Genomic DNA, 15,491 nt, shown 5'->3' with positions numbered 1-15,491 from the left:
GGTTACATATTCCCTGGAACAGGCGTCAGTATAAAGCGTAGGGCAAATGCGCCCTGACGGGGAAGAAAAGTGGCGGAAACTTGACGCCGTCGGGGTCGACGGCGCCGTGGATAAGATTAGTCCTTCGCCTGCGGCCGTGGGCGGCGGCGCCATCCGGTGAATAGCACCAGCAGCGCGCCGACGGCGCCAGCCAGGCGCGCGGTGCCCTCGCCGGCGCTGGGAAACAGCTGGCGAATGGTAGGGTCGCTGACCAGCATTGACCCGGCAATCCAGCCGATGAGCATCCCGCCCAGCAGCACCACCGTGGGAAAGCGGGTGAGCAGGACCAGCACCAGCTTGCTGCCGGCGACAATAACCGGAATGCTGATCGCCACGCCGAGGGCGACCAGCGCAATGTGCCCTTTCCCCGCAGCAGCTACCGCCAGTACGTTATCCAGCGACATAATCACATCGGCAACGGTGATGGTGATCGCGGTGCGCCACAGGCTGCCAGAGCTGCTAACCTCGCTCTCTTCTTCCTCATTCCTGACCAGCTTGATGCCAATCCACAGCAGGAGCAGCGCGCCGACTATTTTCAGCCACGGCAGCGACAGGAGATACAAAGCGATCGCCAGCAGCAGAACGCGCGCCAGGATGGCGCCCACGGTACCGATGATGATCGCTTTGGTGCGTTTCTGCGGCGGCAGTTTGCGGCAGGCCATGGCGATCACCACGGCATTGTCGCCACCCAGCAGTAAGTCGATGGCGACAATCTGCAGCATAATCACTGCCATGTCCCATTGTTGAAGAAATGCATACATATCGAGAGAAACCACCTGAAAAAAGAGCAAGAAAAACCGCTGCGCAGGGTACTCCGCCTGGGCCGCGTTGACCACTGGCGCAGACCTGCGCTATCGCGCGGGAAAGAGAGAGCCTGAAAAATAAAGTTACGAATCAAGGCGCCGTTGGGCAAGGCTTCGGCGAAAAAGGGTGATATTTTGTCACCCAGACTCACCTGCCGTTCACTTATCGCAAGGATCCCCACTATGTCTGGCCACAAGAAATACCTCTCTGTCGCCCTGCTGAGCGCTGTCTTACTGCCGGCGATGGCCTCTGCCGCTGACGCGCCAGAAACTGCAGCAAATTCAGGCTGAGCAGCAGGCCAGCGCGGCCACTCAGGCGGTGCTGAAGAACGCCGCCGTGTTGACCCAGGATAAAAATACCCCGACCTACGGCCCGGCCAACGGCAAAGTCACGGTGATCGAATTCTTCGACTACCAGTGCGTCTACTGCAGCCGTCTGGCGCCGGTGATGGAGCAGGTGATTAAAGCGCACCCGCAGACCCGCTTCGCCTTCAAAGAGTGGCCGATTTTCGGCGGCCGCTGGGAAAGCTCGCTGGAGGCGGCAAAAACCGGCCTGCAGATCTATCAACAGAAAGGGGCGGATGCCTATCTGGCCTACCATAACGGGATTTACGCTACCGGCCATAACGAAGGCAAGCTGACGACGGCGGATATCCAGCAGCAGGCGAAGAAAGCCGGCTTTGATGCGAAGAAGGCCGCCGACGTCGAACCGGTGCTGCAGAGCATTAACGATCTGGCGCAGGAGATTGGTCTGAGCGGCACGCCGGGCGTGATCGTGATGCCGACCACCGGCGCCACGGAAGCCAGCATCACCGTCTTCCCGGGGCTGGCAGACAAAGCCTCGCTGGAAGCCGCCATCAAAAAAGCCGGCGGCTAATCCCCGGCGTATTACCTGTCCAGGCCGCCGACGGCGGCCTTGCTCTCATGCGTCATCGCTCTCTTCCTGCGGCGGCGGTAACGCGTGGCTTTTTAAATCAATAATCTGCCCGATTTGATCGTGGTAAACGGTGAGCAAATTATAGCGGCTCATCTCCGAGATAATCTGCGGCGCGACGTTAAAGCTGCTCGCCAGCTCATCGTCGCGCAGAGCGAGCACCGCGGTATGACGCCGGGTATGGGCGCGGCGCCGGTTGTAGTGATACCAGAGGATCAACAGCCAGCCGTTCAGCGCGGCAATCAGCAGATACACCAGCGCCGTATTCAGGGAGTCCATCAGCGATTCCCAGCGCGGAGAGGGCGGCGCGATGAACTGCATCAGCAAATTGGCGTACAGAAAGAACAGAAAACCGAGCCAGGCCAGCAGCGTTAAGCCGGCGTCGACCAGCCGGGGCAGCACCCGATGTTCGGTTAAGATGAGCGTATTTTCATTCATCACAGGCTTCCTTTTCCCCGGTCCGGACTCACCCAGCGCGCGCGGGAACGTTGACGTTTCACCATCACTTTCGGAAAAGCGACCAGCGTGGTCAGCAGGCCGATCATCCAGTAGACCATCGGGAACCAGATCACCCAGAACAGCGATTTGGCGACCTTTTTCTCATAGCGCCGCTCGATATACAGGCTGGCGACGAACTGCAGCAGGCACATCAGGCCGAGCAGCATGCCGGTGAATTCCGGTGGAAACAGGCTATGCACCGCCAGATTGTCAGGCAGCGGCATCAGGCGGCTGAGGATAAACAGCAGAATGGTGATCGCGTAGGCAAAGGCCCACAGCGTGGAGCAGGCATACTCCAGAAACAGCGGCCACATCCGGTGATGCTGCCAGTGAAACAGGCGGCGCAGATTGACCAGAAAGACTTCGGCGCCGCCCTGGGCCCAGCGCAGACGCTGCTTCCATAACCCTTTGAGGGTCTCCGGCATCAGGATCCAGCACAGCGCTCGCGGCTCGAAAAAGATGTCCCAGTGGCGGAGCTGAAGCTTCCAGCTGATATCAATATCTTCAGTGATCATATCCGGGCTCCAGTAGCCGACGTCCGCCAGCGCCTGGCGCCGGAAGGCGGCGATTACGCCGGAGACGGTAAAGACCCGGCCATAGATCCGCTGCGTCCGTTTGATAAGCCCAATGATCGACGAGAACTCCCCAACCTGAATGCGGCCGATCAGCGTGGATCGGGTGCGGATCCGCGGATTGCCGGTGACCGCCCCGACGTGCGGATAATGGATCAACGGCGCGACCAGCCAGGCCGCGGTATCCCGGTCCAGCAGGGCGTCGCCATCGATGCAGACCAGCAGATCGCCGCGGGCGGCGGCGGCGCCCGCTTTGAGCGCCACCGCTTTTCCCTGATTGGCGGCCAGATGGATCACCCGCAGCCTCGGCTCCTCCTGCGCCAGCTGCTGGAGCACCTGGGCGGTGTTGTCCGAAGAGCCGTCGTTAATCGCGATCACTTCAAGATTGGCGTAACGCTGGGCCAGCGCTGCGCTGATGGTTTCCCGGGCGTTTTTCTCCTCGTTAAAGCAGGGGATCAGGATCGAGATCAGTGGATTGCCCGGCAGCGTCGGCGGCGGGGTATCCTCCCCCCACGGCCAGTGACGTTCCAGCTGAAACCAGAAGTAGAGACCCCCGGTGATCCACAACACTGACATAAACAGCGGCCAGAAAAAGACAAAGTCGAGGATAAGCTCGCCGGTAAATACCGCTGCGACACCTAACGGCAGCCCGAATACGAGGCATAAAATGCACAATGCGATAATGCGATCAGTCATGGTCAGGGTACCACCAGGAAGAAAATTGCGGCCTGATACGAGAGATATCAGGCTGGTTGTTAATAAAATCGTCAGGGTAGTAGCCGTAGTTTTTGACGCCGTTCAGCCGCAGCAAACGCATCCAGTCCGCCAGCTGCTGGTCGGGAATGGCGTTTTGCTGGCGTCGATTCCAGTCTCTGGCCTGCAGTTCAAAGATGGTTTTCTTCAGCGCGCCCGGGTGGCGGGCGACGGCCTGCACCAGCCGCGTCAGCCAGGCCTGGCTGGCGTCGATCGGCACGGACTCCATCAGCGGCATCGCCATGGGGACCGTCCAGTCATAGGCGGCAAGGAAGTCATCCAGATTCTGCGCAAACCAGGCTTCGCTTTGCGGCTCCAGGATCGGCAGGGCGAAGAGATTACGCGCCGTTTTCACCTGCGGGCCGCGGATGGCCTGCACTGCCTGGCGTAGATCCAGAGTGAAGCGGGTCAGGGTTTGGCTTTTGAAACGCATCCATGCCTGGCGCTCTTGCGGACGTTGGGGCACCGGGGCGGCATCGTGCGCCATACCCGTCTGCCGCCAGGCGGCGACCGCCTCCGGGCTCACGTCTTCAAAATCGGTCAACACGGCGTCGTCGTGAAACAGAATCCCGCTGAAGCTGGCGTGTCGGGCCAGATCTTCGTAGATGTCGGTGATCTGCTGGCGAACCCGGGGATCCCAGGGCGACAGACGGACGTACGGCTGGCGGGCAAGTAACGCCTTCCCGGTTTGCGGATCCCAGCGCTGAACGCGCGGCAGATCTGAGGCAAGATCGAAGGCCAGCACCGGCATCCAGGCATAAACCTTCACATTGCCGCGGGTCTGCAACTGCCAGGAGACGAAGTTAAACAGGTCGGCGCGCATCGGCAGCCAGCGGTTGGGGAAATAGAGCGACTTGACCGTGCCGTCGCCCTGCGGGTCGGAGAAGGCCTGCAGAAAGACGTGGCTGATTTTCATGTCATAGACGCGCTGCACCAGCTTATCGATATTCTTTGCCTGCTGGACGGGATTGGGGTCATAGACATAGTCCAGATCCACATGCATCACCCGAACAGGATCGGCTTCCTGAATCTGGGTCACGGCGCTGGCAAAGGCCTTGAGCGACGGGTTACCGGCGATCAGCAGGCGTGGAATATTGTCCAGATCCTTCACGTTGCCCAGGCCGTCGTTCAGCGTAAACGCCAGCTGATACCCTTGCTGTTTGGCGATAGTCAGGGTGCTGCCGCTGGCGGCGCCGTAGGGCCACACCCAGGCGCGCGGCGTTTTCCCGGCAACCTCATGGATTTTCGCCGTCACTTTCTGCACGTCATCTGTCATTCGCCGGGTAAACTGCGCGTCGCTTTCATAGCGGCCGGTGGTTTTATCCCAGCCGCGGTTGGCGGCGGCAGGCTCGCGGCTGCCCTGCGGATTGGCCGGCAGACCGTAGTGCGAGGCCCAGGTGTGAGCGCCGATCTCCACCAGCGGCGAGCGGCTGAGCTCGCGCACCATCTCCCAGGTAGCGAAGCGCTCGCGCGGCGTCATCAGGCCGCCAAAATTAACGGGCTGACCAGCGGGAGTGTCCACCCAGCTGCCCACCGGTGCCCACAGCGCCGGGACGTTCCAGGCTTTAAGCAGCGGCCATACGCGGGTGTAAAAGCTGCTGTAACCATCGTCAAAACTGAGGAGAAAAGCCTTGGGCGGCAGCGACTTTAAGCCATAATGCGCATCGAGAATGTCCTGAACGCTAATCGCATGGTAGCCGTTATGCAGCAGCCAGGCGATCTGCTCATTGAGTGCGCTGGTGCGCACCGAAAGATAACGCTGGTCGGCGGCATCGTCTTCGACGTCATGGTAGGCCAGCACCAGAAAGCGATCCGCCGGCCAGGGTTGATTGGCCTCCAGTTGGGGGCGCTGCTGCGGGGCGAGGAAGGGGACTTCCTCAGCACGCACGCTGAAGATAAGGCACAGCCAGATGAGAAGCATCGGGCCGTTGCGCAGGGTCGTGTTCAGCATGGTCATCCTTAAAACCGTATATTTGCATCAAGAGTGATGGCGAGGTTGTTTTCACGTTTGCCGTCGTAGGGGCGCTTATCCCAGTTCAGCATCAGCCCGGTGTCGACGACGTTGTTCCAGCGCAGGCGCTGCCCGTAACCCAGCACCGTGATCGCCCCGGCGGCGTGATTTTTTTGCCAGTAGCTGCCGCCGCCGGCCAGTAACTGCTGGCTCCAGACGGTGTCATAGCGCTGGTAAAGCGTGTGATCGACGGCCAGCGCCGCGGTGGCGGCGAGGTCCCGTGCCGGACTGTAGTAGGCGGTGTCGGTGCGGCTATTGGCGCTGGCCGACAGACCGGGCTGCAAATCCAGCGTTAACCATGGGGTTTGCCAGAGGCGTTCTTTACCGGAGAGGGTGTACTCCTGGCGGCGGTTGCGATCGGTAAACCGGCTGGCGGCCGCGCTGAAGCGGTACTCCCGGCGTTCGTTTGGAGACCAGCGCAGCCAGCCTTCGCCGCGGTTGGCGCTGACGCCGTTGCGTAACGCGCGCAGCGGCGTCTGCTGCGAAATCCGCTCCAGTTCGCCGCCCAGCTGCCAGCGATCGCTAACGTCATGGGCGGCGGAAAGGCGGACGCCGGGCTTGTTCTCGTCGTGAAAATTGACGCTGGAGAGCTCAAGCTCGCCCCAGTAGTCGCGCGGACGCCATTCAATACCGGCAAACAGCTGGCGACGGCTGCCTTTCCCCTCTTCAAAATTGCCTTCAGCGAAGCGGTGCCCGCCGAACAACCGCCAGCTGTCGGCTAGCGGCGGGCTGTAGATCGCCGTCTCAAAACTGAGGTCGTGCGTGCCGCTCACCGGGTTGTCGGAATGCAGCCCTTTGCCAACGCTCAGGCGCAGCTCGGAGAGATGATGGATCTCGCGCGCTCTGGCCAGGCGCTGGGTGTTCAGATCCCGTGGCGAGCGGGCGACGACGTCGTCAGCCAGCAGATCCATTTGCCGCCACTCCTGCAGATCGAGGGCGACCCAGGCCTGCTGGCGCTCCAGCTGCAGGCTGGCGGGTTCCAGAGATTCCGCCGCTTTTAGCTGGCGTTCGGCTGCCCGTGGCAATCCTCTCTCCTGCAGAAGGGCGGCATAGTCTATCTGCAGGCCCTGGTTTCCAGGGGCCGTCGCCGCCAGGCGCTGCATTCGGGCTTCGGCCTGCGGCAGGTCGTTGGTAGCCGCTAAATAGTGCACGTTAAGCGACTGTGCGGTGAGCCAGTCGTCGTTCGGCTGCGGCGTTGGCGAGCCGTAGAGACGACGGATGTAGGGCGCATTCCTGGTGAGGCGGGCAACATACCGTTGCGCCGCCGGGTACTGACCGGTGTCCAGCAGAGCGTAGAAAAGCTCGTGTTCCTCATTCTGTTGGCTTGTCAGCCACGAAGGATGCTGGTGGATAAGCGTCAGCGCAGGCTCAATTTGCTTAAGGGCGATAAAAGAGGAGATGACCCAGCCGATGGCCCAGTCGGGAACGGTCTGCTGCTGGGCGATCAGGCTTTGGTATTCGCGGATGACCTGCGCGTACTCGGCGCTGGCGTACAGCGCGCCCAGACGATCAATACGCGCCCGGATGATGTCGGGCGCAGCCTGTGGGTCGGGGTGCCAGGCGGCGATCATCGCGTCATACTGCGTGAGCGCCGTGCGGGCCAGCGCGTAACGCGCCTTTTCTTCGCGGGAAGGGGTATCGGCAAGGCGCACCAGTTCGGCGGCGGCGTTCAACTGCAAGTTACGCTTTTCCGCAGGCGTCAGTTCGACGCTATTCGCCAGGCCGAGAGCAGGGGAATCAATCCGGTTGCGGGTCAGGGTCGCCATCAGGCTGGCCAGCGCGGTTTTGTTTTGCGGTTCACGATCGAGGATCTGCGTGTCCACCAACAGCTGGTCCCAGCTTTTGCCCAGCCGCAGGTAGACATAGGAGAGCGTCTGCAGGTGCGCAACGCTCGCCTGCTCCGCCACCAGGCGACGAGCTTCGCTGAGCGCCTCGCCGTCCTTGCGGGCATCGGCGAGCGTTTTGATATAGCCGATACGATAGTCGTCGCTGCCAGGGGCCTGGCTGAGTGCCTGCTGCCAGAGGGTGAGCGAGGTTTGCCACTGCTTCTGGTTGCGCAGGGCCTGCGCCGCGGCGGCGGTGCCCCGTGCGGGAAGCGGCATATAGACCTGGTAGCGTCGCCAGACTTTCACCACTTCATCGTCCTGACCGGCCCAGAGGGCCACCTGCAGCCAGTCCGCCACCTGAGAAGGGGTTAAGGCATGCCGCAGCTGGTACTGCTGAAGGTAACTGAGAAAGGGGGCGTACTGACCTTGGCGCGCTTGCAAGATTTGCTGGTCATAGAGTGAATCCGCTCCCTGAACCAGCGCCGGGAAGAGCAAAAGCAAGCCGATTGATAGCGAGAGTTTCGTGTTGCGATTAAACAATAACGTATTTGAATAAGGTGATCTTTCCATTTCTATTTGCCATATGTTCATCAAGAATCCATTGCACAACACGACCGTCCTTTGACGGTGAGTTAAAGGATGAGGATGGTCCCATTTAGCTGACTGGCACTGCAGGTGAATGACCTATTGCAAACTAATAAACATATCTCCTGTTGATGAATGAATGGGTAATTTATACCCGATACGGCAACCGATAAATATGGATAAATTATGGTCTGCGTTTTAAGATAATTCTGTAAAATCGACTTCATTCGAACGGAAGTGTTCAAGTTGATTTCTTTAACCTACTGATATAAATAAAAAAGAAAGTCAGGTGGAATTTTGTTTCAAAATGGCGGTGTGGCTTATATTTAGTTGGGGTTAGAGTTTTTTAGGCAATATTTAAGATGATTTCTGACAAAAATTCTCAATAGCAAAAAAAGCATCTTTTCTGTGGATTTTTTTTATTTATAATCAATCTGTTTATTTCCTGTCAGAACGCAAGGAGGGTTTTCACAGCCAGATTCAGATGCCGCGCTAATGATAAATCACAGGTCTCGTTATTTTCACCGCCATGCGAAGCGTTCCATAGGGGGAGGGAAAACGTCTGGTTGACGAGAATTTGTTGATTAAATGTTAAAGGGACGATTTGTGGCAACTTTAATGATATTGGTTACCCAGGATTACTATCTTTTTCAAGGTGTTAAGAATTTTTTTCCTGATATCATTCAGTTAGATTCTAGCGGAAAAGCGATTTTAGATAATGAGGTTGATGAAGTCTCTCTGCTGGTTGATAGCCGCTCGCCGCTTTGCCATTACGATTATCTCGTGCTGGCAGCGGCGAAATCCAGAAAGCGAATATGTTGTATCGTCCTCGATATGCGCCATCGGGAAGAGCATTTACTGAGCCTGAAATCGTTTTTAAACATGTCATTATCACCCGCGGATATGGCGACATTATTTGGCCTTTTTCTGGAGATGAATAGCAAGCGTCTGACCAAAGAGTGGTTTGACGATCTGCGCTTAAGTTTGTCTGAACAGTTAATGTTACGTTTACTCATGGCGGGGATGACCATGGAGGAGGTGGCCGTCAATCTCAATACGTCACTAAAAAGCCTTTACCGCAAGCGTACTGCGCTTTATGAGCGGTTGGGGTTAGATAATTTTAATGAAGCTTGCTTATTTATCTTTCGAAATAAGCTGCTGGAGCAGACCGAACGTTCGTTATGAAGCTTCGCTGTACAGAGAATGGATGTTATCGCAAGGTATTTGTTGACGAAAATATAATAAATTAAATAGATATTGATAGGTACAACCGTCGATACCCGGCGGTATCGATGATGGCATTCGGCATATAATTCTGGAGCTCTTTGGAAGTATTTACCGCCAATGCGGTTTGCTATGCACAGCGATTATTATAATGAATATATTCCTTGCGCCGCACAGGAATAGTTTTGTCATAAATTAACACTACCATGGTATTCCGACTCACGCGTCGGAATACCATGAGATATCGTGAAAGCATCAGAGGAGCGAGGTGGATGAGAATAAGGGACAGTATTGCTGAGCGATTAGAGGCATGCGGGCTCTACCGTCGGGCGGCATCCAGATGGATTGAGGTGATGCAGCGTTGTCTGGACGATGAGGACCGAGAGTGGATCCGTCACCATCGCAATCAGTGTCTGAAAAAGGCGCAACGTCCGCCGGCGCCGAAAGAGGAGTTTGCCGACCTCCACCAGGCGGCGAAAGAGACTCAATATCGTATGGGCATTGCGAAGCCCTATGGCGAAGCATTCAGGCTGCCCGGCAAAGGGAAAACGGCCGCCGAGTAATGCCTTTCTTCACGACGTTTGCCTGACGGCTTCGCCTTATCCGGCCTGCGGGTCCTCCACAGGTTCAAACAGCGTAGGCCCGCGCAAGCGCAGCGCCGCCGGGCGATACACATCAGACACCGTACCCGCGGTTGTGCCGGATGGCGGCATAAATGCCTTATCCGGCCTACGGGTCCCCCACAGGTTCAAACAGCGCCGGCCCGCGCAAGCGCAGCGCCGCCGGGTGATACACATCAGACGCCGTACCTGCGGTTGTGCCGGATGGCGGCATAAATGCCTTATCCGGCCTACGAGTCCTCTGCTGGTTCAAACAGCGTAGGCCCGCGCAAGCGCAGCGCCGCCGGGCAGCGGGTGATAGAACGGAGTTCGATGAAGAGTCCGGATGCAGAAAAGCAAAAACCCGCCTTTTAGGCGGGTTCTTTAAATAGTGGTGCCCGGACTCGGACTAACGCCGCAGGCGTTGAACAGCGCGCTTGCCGCGCTGGCCCCGAAGGGGTGAGCCGCTGTGCGGCGAATAATCGAACGGAGTTCGATGAAGAGTCCGGATGCAGAAAAGCAAAAACCCGCCTTTTGGGCGGGTTCTTTAAATAGTGGTGCCCGGACTCGGAATCGAACCAAGGACACGGGGATTTTCAATCCCCTGCTCTACCGACTGAGCTATCCGGGCAACGGGGCGCATTAAACCGTAATCCGCCCACCCCGTCAACCAAATTTCTTAAATTACTTATCGATTGCTTATCTTTGCGGCAATTCTGCGTTCAAAGGCGCGTTTTGGCTTAACTTCACTGCATGCCGTTATCGCCCTCGCGGCTTTTCCAGCCGCTGGTAATGGCGATAACGTGGCGTAGTCCGGAGATGAGATAATCGCCAATGACCTCCTCGTCCTCACGCGGCGAGCTCAGGGTAATTTCCGCATCCACGCCGTGGCGATAGGCGCCATGATGGCTGAAAATGGTGCCGATATAACACTTCCCGTTCAGCCAGACCGGAATATAGGCCACCGTCTCATAGATATAGTTAACGGCGACGCCGCTGTAGTAGTTATCCGCCTCGTCAGCGGAGGTGCCCGGCGGGATGGGGCAGATCGGCGCGTCGTTGTCGCTGGCGGGTCTGTCTTTCAGCAGGCTGCCCTGCATTACCTCCAGCGAGCGCAGCAGGTCCGCTTTATCGCCGTCGCTCAGGCTGGGGGTCAGCGGCTGGTCTTTCTCCGGGGAGCGGATGCTGTTCAGCGTATAGCGATAGCGAACCGTCACCGCGGGCGTCTGGCTGGTGGTGCTGAACGGGCGTAGCAGGTAGAGGTTATCTTCGCCAAACTGGCCGTTGTACCACAGGGCATACACCTGGCCGTTGATTTTGACCCAGTGGTTCCACTGGTTAGCCCCGCGGCCATTAATGGAAAAGAGGGCGCCGGGCACCCCGGCATCGAAATCATCACCATTATCACTGTCGCTGCCGTTGACGGCGGCAAAATCATCATCACCTCGCTTGAGCACCCCGGTGTAGCTGAAGAGCCCGGTGCCGCCCACATAGCTGTCGATAATCAGGTCGCGTTTGCCGTCGCCGTCGAGGTCGATAAGGGTAAAGCTGACTTTGCCGTTTTCTGAATCCGCGCTAATCGAGGAGCGCAGAAACGCCTGCCACTCATCATCGCTGATATCCGGGGACGGTTTACTGGTCGTGATCAGCGTATCGTCGGCGTAAGTGAGCGTGAAGTCGGTAATATGGCCGGTTAACGGAAACTGCTCGGCGACCTTATTCAGAGACAATTCTGGATCGCTTTTTTGCGCTTTCAACACTGCGTTATACAACGTGCGCAGAGCCAGGTTATCCGCCTCTTTCTGCTGCCTGGGGATCACCTGGCTGACAAAGGTCGGCAGCATCCAAGTGCCACCCGGGGTAATTTCCCGACACATACCGGTGCTGTACTTCAGGCTGGGGGTAAAGGTTTTACCATCCCAAACGCGCGTCTCGCCGGTGACGCAGTCGGCCATGCCCCGTTCTTTGTGCAAAAAGACGATAGCGCCGTCGGCGTAGCTGGAGGCCTCGGTAGTGAGCAGCCGCGGTTTGCTCAACTGGGCGTTATCGACCAGCCACAGGGCATAACCGTCGTTATAGGGCGCTCGCCAGCAGAGCGCCTGCGCCAGAGAATGGGTTTTATCCAGCGCGGTCAGCGTGATCTGGCGATCTGCCGCCGGAATGGCCTGATTCTGCCAGTCGTCGCAGCGCTGGTTCAGCAGCGGCGTCAGGATGGGCAGCAGTTTCTGGCGCTGAAGCATACTCAACGGCACTGGCTGCGCGTTATGGAGAACCGGGGCGGCGATAATTTCCGGGGCGGGAGTGGCTGGCAAAATGGCATCGTCGCCGGCATCGCCTTTATCCAGCAGCGCATCGGCGGTGCCGGTGCGTCGCTGAAACGCATCCATTTTACCCAGCACCTCGCGGCTGCCGGCGCTGGAAAGCGGCAGGTGCTGGCCGTTAAGGGTGAATTCGATTTTGCGCTGATTCGTTAACGCCTGTAGCAGGGCGGTGGTCTGATCGCTGTCGAGGCGAAAGTGGCTGTCGTCGAGAGCGTCCAGCGCGCCAAAATCCCGGTCGTCGATCAGCAGGCTGGCGGTGGAGTCGGCGGGGATATCGTGCTCGATTTGCGCAAAGGTTACCGTGGCGGTGAGGTGCTGTTCGCTGCCCGCGTTGCGGGTCAACAGCACGCTGACCTCACCCATGCGGACGCCGTAACCCGCCGCCCGGCAGGCGCCGGTATTATCGCAGGCGAGCTCCCAGTCTTTTTGTGCAAAGGAAAAACCTTGCAGGGGAGCCGCCAGCAGGGGCGTAGAGCAGAGGCCCAGCCAGGCAGCCCAGAAGAACGCGCGCATATCAATCCCTGTCAGCAATCAGTGAGGGGGAAATTATAGGCGCGACGTGGCGGTTAGGATATCAGAATCAGGTCAAGGCGCCGCCCATACGGCACTGGGCGAAGCGTAGAATATCTTCAGCCAGCCGCCGGGCGGTATCCACATCCGTCTGGCTACGTTTGACCAGCAGACGGCTCAGACAGCCCTCGACAATCAGCTCCATCTGCTTGGCGACCATTTCCGGGTCATCCACCTCCAGCTGAGTCAGCAGCTCGTGAGTGTAGGCCAGCGAAGCCTGCTTCTGCTGTTCCGCCAGCTGGTGAATGGGGTGCTGAGGATCCGGGTAGAAGGTGCAGGCGGCGATAAACAGGCAGCCCGGGTACCGCTGGTTGCTTACGCAGGTGGTGAGTGCGGCATAGCGTGCCAGCAGCTTTTGCTCTGCGCTTAAGGTCTCGTCCAGCAGGAGCTGACGACGCCAGGCATCCACCTGCTGGCTCAGATAGCGAAGCGCGTCGTACAGCAGCGCTTCGCGGTCAGGCCAGAAGCGTTTCAGGTCGCTCGTCGGGCAGGACACGCGCTCAGCGACCATCTCCAGCGACGTGTTGGCGATACCTTCAATTTCAAGAATCTTAATGGCTTCTGCCAGGACGTCTTCACGTAGCACGGTGTTCTCCTCCATCTTTCCTCCTAAAGTGTCGCTCACGCTTGCCAATCGCGCAAATGGGCGCTGAATGCCGCGGCATCCATAAAGCCGGTGACTCGCCGCTCAGGCTGTTCCTGACCCTCAGCGTTGAAGAACAGGATCGTCGGCAGACCCAGCACCTGCAGGTGTCTCAGCAGCGCGACGTCTTGCGGGCTGTTCTTCGTCACATCAACCTGTAATAACACGGTGCCTTTCAGCGCCTGCTGCACGTCAGGTGAACTAAAGGTGTATTTTTCAAACTCTTTGCAGGCCACGCACCAGTCGGCGTAGAGATCGAGCATCACCGGTTGACCTTTCGCCTGCGCCAGCGCCTGGTCAAGCTCGGCCACCGAGCTGACGCGGGTGAAGGCCAGGTGCGCCTGCTGCTCGACCGCCGGGGCGCCAAACGCCCAGTCCTGCAGAGGCCGCGCGCTGACCAGCGCGGCGGCAAGCAGAATGATCTGTACCAGCCGCATCCACGGCCGGGTAGCGCCCAGCGAGGTGATAAACGCCCAGCTGAAGAAGGCGACACCGAGCATTGACCACAGCCGTAACCCCCACTGGTCGCCGAATATGCGTTCCAGCAGGAAGACGGGCAGGGCAAGGATCACAAACCCGAAGGCGGTTTTCACATGGCTCATCCACGGGCCGCTTTTCGGCAGCAGGCGATTGCCAAACACGGTCACAAGGATCAACGGCAGACCCATGCCCAGCGCGTAAAGGTACAGCGTGCCGCCGCCCAGCCACAGATTACCGCTCTGGGCGATATACAACAGAATGGCGCTTAGCGGCGCGGTAGTGCAGGGGGAGCAGATCAGCCCGGCAATAGCGCCCATCGCAAAGACCCCGCCGGGCGAGCCGCCCTGGCGCTTATTGCTGAGCAGCGTCAGCCGGGTCTGCAGCGACGACGGCAGCTGCAGCGTGAACAGGCCGAACATGGAGAGCGCCAGCAGTATAAACACCGCCGACAGGCCGACCAGGACATATGGGTGCTGCAGGGCCGCCTGGAACTGCAGCCCGGCGGCGGCTACCACCAACCCCAGCGCGGTATAGGTCAGGGCCATCCCCTGGACGTAAATAAAGGCCAGCAGCAGGGCGCGCGCGGTGGAAAGCCGCTGTTTTCCGCCCAGCACGATGCCCGAAATCAGCGGGTACATCGGCAGCACGCAGGGGGTGAAGGCGATACCAATGCCAATCAGCAGCGCCCACAGGGCGGTGAAGGGCAGACGAGCGGGGACGTCTGCTGGCGGCGCCATGGCAGGCGCCTGCGGCACGGCGTTCTCCTCCATCGGGCGCGGTTCAACCGGCAGCGGCGGATTGAAGGCCGGACGATGGTTCAGCGACGACACGGGCGCGGCGGCGGTTGGCTGAGCGTCGTTTGAGGCCGCCCGCACGGCGCTCAGCGGGATCACTTTAGTCTCCGGCGGATAACAGAATCCGGCATCGGCGCAGCCCTGCCAGGTGACGGTGAGAGTAGCCTCTTTGTCCGCCTCCTTCACCGTCACCGGCACGGTCAGGCGTTGGCGAAAGATCTCGCTTTTGCCGTAAAACTCATCTTCATGCCACTCTCCCGCCGGCAGCGCCGGTTCGTCGATCGTCGCCCCGGCGGCGCTGAAGGTAAACTGTTGACGATAAAGATAATAACCATCCTTGATTTGCCAGCTCAGGTTGACGTCATGCTGTTGCTGCTGAAAGTCAAAGGCGAAAGCTTGATCAGCAGGCACGAAGTTCGAGCGCCCCGGCGCGTCGAATAACCCGGCGGTGGCTGATGTGCTGCACAGCAGCAGGATCAGCGTAATGATGCGGTAAGCCATGAGAGGTAATCGTTGTCTCCATGCGTGACGGGTAGAACCAGCAGTTCTGGGGTTTGATACGGGTGGTGTGACTTCAGGCAGTCCAGCAGCGCCTGCTGATGGGCAAGGTCAGTTTTGAGTAGCATCTGCACTTCATACTCCTGCTCGAGTTTCCCTTCCCAGTAATACAGAGAGGTAGCCCCCGGCAGCAGCGTGGCGCAGGCTGCCACCTTTTCCGCCAGCGCTTTTGCCGCCAGATCCTGGGCGGTCGCTTCGTCCGGCGCGGTACAGAGCACAACAACAGCATCAGGCGTAGTCATCATGAACCTCGTATCAGCGAAAAGAGGCACTATAACACG

Annotated in this window: 13 protein-coding genes, 1 tRNA gene and 1 pseudogene; 4 read left to right on the top strand and 11 right to left on the bottom strand. The window is 58.8% G+C overall.

From position 1 onward, the window contains the following. Window positions 1-46 precede the first annotated feature (46 nt). Window positions 47-160 (top strand): hypothetical protein, encoded by a 114-nt coding sequence (locus tag KB892_RS23570; RefSeq protein ID WP_002885341.1) that lies wholly within the window; start codon window positions 47-49, stop codon window positions 158-160. Here the strand turns inward: KB892_RS23570 and KB892_RS23565 are convergent. Then, a complete protein-coding gene (locus KB892_RS23565; RefSeq protein ID WP_004199298.1) occupies window positions 117-800 on the bottom strand; it encodes a TerC family protein in 684 nt (227 codons plus the stop codon). The genes KB892_RS23570 and KB892_RS23565 overlap by 44 nt on opposite strands. Window positions 801-1,025: 225 nt before the next feature. On the opposite strand from KB892_RS23565, the pseudogene KB892_RS23560 reads away from it, so the two are divergent. After that, window positions 1,026-1,719 (top strand): annotated as a pseudogene (locus tag KB892_RS23560) (DsbA family protein). Window positions 1,720-1,764: 45 nt separating this feature from the next. Here the strand turns inward: KB892_RS23560 and pgaD are convergent. From pgaD to pgaA, 4 genes are read right to left on the bottom strand one after another with little or no spacing between them, the layout of a single operon-like run. Continuing rightward, window positions 1,765-2,214, bottom strand: a complete 450-nt coding sequence (gene pgaD / locus KB892_RS23555; RefSeq protein ID WP_002885392.1) for a poly-beta-1,6-N-acetyl-D-glucosamine biosynthesis protein PgaD — start codon at window positions 2,212-2,214, stop codon at window positions 1,765-1,767. Then, window positions 2,214-3,542 (bottom strand): poly-beta-1,6-N-acetyl-D-glucosamine synthase, encoded by a 1,329-nt coding sequence (pgaC, locus tag KB892_RS23550; RefSeq protein ID WP_002885393.1) that lies wholly within the window; start codon window positions 3,540-3,542, stop codon window positions 2,214-2,216. The genes pgaD and pgaC overlap by 1 nt, the downstream gene beginning before the upstream one ends. Beyond that, window positions 3,535-5,550 carry a poly-beta-1,6-N-acetyl-D-glucosamine N-deacetylase PgaB gene (gene pgaB / locus KB892_RS23545; protein WP_002885394.1) on the bottom strand — a complete coding sequence of 672 codons (2,016 nt, stop codon included), beginning with the start codon at window positions 5,548-5,550 and terminating at the stop codon, window positions 3,535-3,537. The genes pgaC and pgaB overlap by 8 nt, the downstream gene beginning before the upstream one ends. An 8-nt stretch (window positions 5,551-5,558) precedes the next feature. Continuing rightward, on the bottom strand, window positions 5,559-8,006 hold the full coding sequence (gene pgaA / locus KB892_RS23540; protein WP_014342860.1) for a poly-beta-1,6 N-acetyl-D-glucosamine export porin PgaA: 2,448 nt from the start codon (window positions 8,004-8,006) through the stop codon (window positions 5,559-5,561). 633 nt (window positions 8,007-8,639) lie between these two features. On the opposite strand from pgaA, the gene KB892_RS23535 reads away from it, so the two are divergent. Next, on the top strand, window positions 8,640-9,206 hold the full coding sequence (locus KB892_RS23535; protein WP_002885396.1) for a helix-turn-helix transcriptional regulator: 567 nt from the start codon (window positions 8,640-8,642) through the stop codon (window positions 9,204-9,206). On the opposite strand, the gene KB892_RS23530 is transcribed toward KB892_RS23535, so the two are convergent. Then, window positions 9,201-9,323 carry a hypothetical protein gene (locus tag KB892_RS23530; protein ID WP_004229880.1) on the bottom strand — a complete coding sequence of 41 codons (123 nt, stop codon included), beginning with the start codon at window positions 9,321-9,323 and terminating at the stop codon, window positions 9,201-9,203. The two genes, KB892_RS23535 and KB892_RS23530, sit on opposite strands and share 6 nt — an antisense overlap. Before the next feature lie 128 nt (window positions 9,324-9,451). On the opposite strand from KB892_RS23530, the gene KB892_RS23525 reads away from it, so the two are divergent. Further along, window positions 9,452-9,808 carry a PerC family transcriptional regulator gene (locus KB892_RS23525; RefSeq protein WP_305953346.1) on the top strand — a complete coding sequence of 119 codons (357 nt, stop codon included), beginning with the start codon at window positions 9,452-9,454 and terminating at the stop codon, window positions 9,806-9,808. 591 nt (window positions 9,809-10,399) lie between these two features. On the opposite strand, the gene KB892_RS23520 is transcribed toward KB892_RS23525, so the two are convergent. The 5 genes from KB892_RS23520 to cutA form a co-directional block, all read right to left on the bottom strand. Then, window positions 10,400-10,475, bottom strand: a tRNA-Phe gene (locus KB892_RS23520). A gap of 115 nt (window positions 10,476-10,590) precedes the next feature. Further along, a complete protein-coding gene (locus tag KB892_RS23515) occupies window positions 10,591-12,678 on the bottom strand; it encodes a DUF1176 domain-containing protein (protein ID WP_002885407.1) in 2,088 nt (695 codons plus the stop codon). A gap of 67 nt (window positions 12,679-12,745) precedes the next feature. Then, entirely contained in the window at window positions 12,746-13,321 is a 576-nt protein-coding gene (locus KB892_RS23510; RefSeq protein WP_004218175.1) for a transcriptional regulator, read from the bottom strand. A 35-nt stretch (window positions 13,322-13,356) separates the two neighbouring features. Then, the gene (locus KB892_RS23505) at window positions 13,357-15,153 is read right to left on the bottom strand and encodes a protein-disulfide reductase DsbD (RefSeq protein WP_004152424.1); all 1,797 of its coding nucleotides are present in this window, start codon (window positions 15,151-15,153) and stop codon (window positions 13,357-13,359) included. Continuing rightward, complete coding sequence (gene cutA / locus KB892_RS23500) at window positions 15,129-15,452, bottom strand: divalent cation tolerance protein CutA (protein ID WP_002885422.1); 324 nt, start codon at window positions 15,450-15,452, stop codon at window positions 15,129-15,131. The genes KB892_RS23505 and cutA overlap by 25 nt, the downstream gene beginning before the upstream one ends. Window positions 15,453-15,491: the final 39 nt, after the last annotated feature.

This window comes from Klebsiella sp. P1927 (assembly GCF_018204675.1).
Taxonomy (GTDB): domain Bacteria; phylum Pseudomonadota; class Gammaproteobacteria; order Enterobacterales; family Enterobacteriaceae; genus Klebsiella; species Klebsiella pneumoniae.
The sequence above is the reverse complement of the archived record's forward strand: the minus strand, read 5'-3'. Positions and strand labels throughout refer to the sequence as shown.

Excerpts from the sequence above, each read along its gene's own strand:
- KB892_RS23570 (WP_002885341.1), top strand. The coding sequence starts at position 47 with ATGCGCCCTGACGGGGAAGAAAAGTGGCGGAAACTTGACGCCGTCGGG.
- KB892_RS23565 (WP_004199298.1), bottom strand. The coding sequence starts at position 800 with ATGTATGCATTTCTTCAACAATGGGACATGGCAGTGATTATGCTGCAG.
- pgaD (WP_002885392.1), bottom strand. The coding sequence starts at position 2,214 with ATGAATGAAAATACGCTCATCTTAACCGAACATCGGGTGCTGCCCCGG.
- pgaC (WP_002885393.1), bottom strand. The coding sequence starts at position 3,542 with ATGACTGATCGCATTATCGCATTGTGCATTTTATGCCTCGTATTCGGG.
- pgaB (WP_002885394.1), bottom strand. The coding sequence starts at position 5,550 with ATGCTGAACACGACCCTGCGCAACGGCCCGATGCTTCTCATCTGGCTG.
- pgaA (WP_014342860.1), bottom strand. The coding sequence starts at position 8,006 with ATGGAAAGATCACCTTATTCAAATACGTTATTGTTTAATCGCAACACG.
- KB892_RS23535 (WP_002885396.1), top strand. The coding sequence starts at position 8,640 with ATGATATTGGTTACCCAGGATTACTATCTTTTTCAAGGTGTTAAGAAT.
- KB892_RS23530 (WP_004229880.1), bottom strand. The coding sequence starts at position 9,323 with ATGCCATCATCGATACCGCCGGGTATCGACGGTTGTACCTATCAATAT.
- KB892_RS23525 (WP_305953346.1), top strand. The coding sequence starts at position 9,452 with ATGGTATTCCGACTCACGCGTCGGAATACCATGAGATATCGTGAAAGC.
- KB892_RS23515 (WP_002885407.1), bottom strand. The coding sequence starts at position 12,678 with ATGCGCGCGTTCTTCTGGGCTGCCTGGCTGGGCCTCTGCTCTACGCCC.
- KB892_RS23505 (WP_004152424.1), bottom strand. The coding sequence starts at position 15,153 with ATGGCTTACCGCATCATTACGCTGATCCTGCTGCTGTGCAGCACATCA.
- cutA (WP_002885422.1), bottom strand. The coding sequence starts at position 15,452 with ATGACTACGCCTGATGCTGTTGTTGTGCTCTGTACCGCGCCGGACGAA.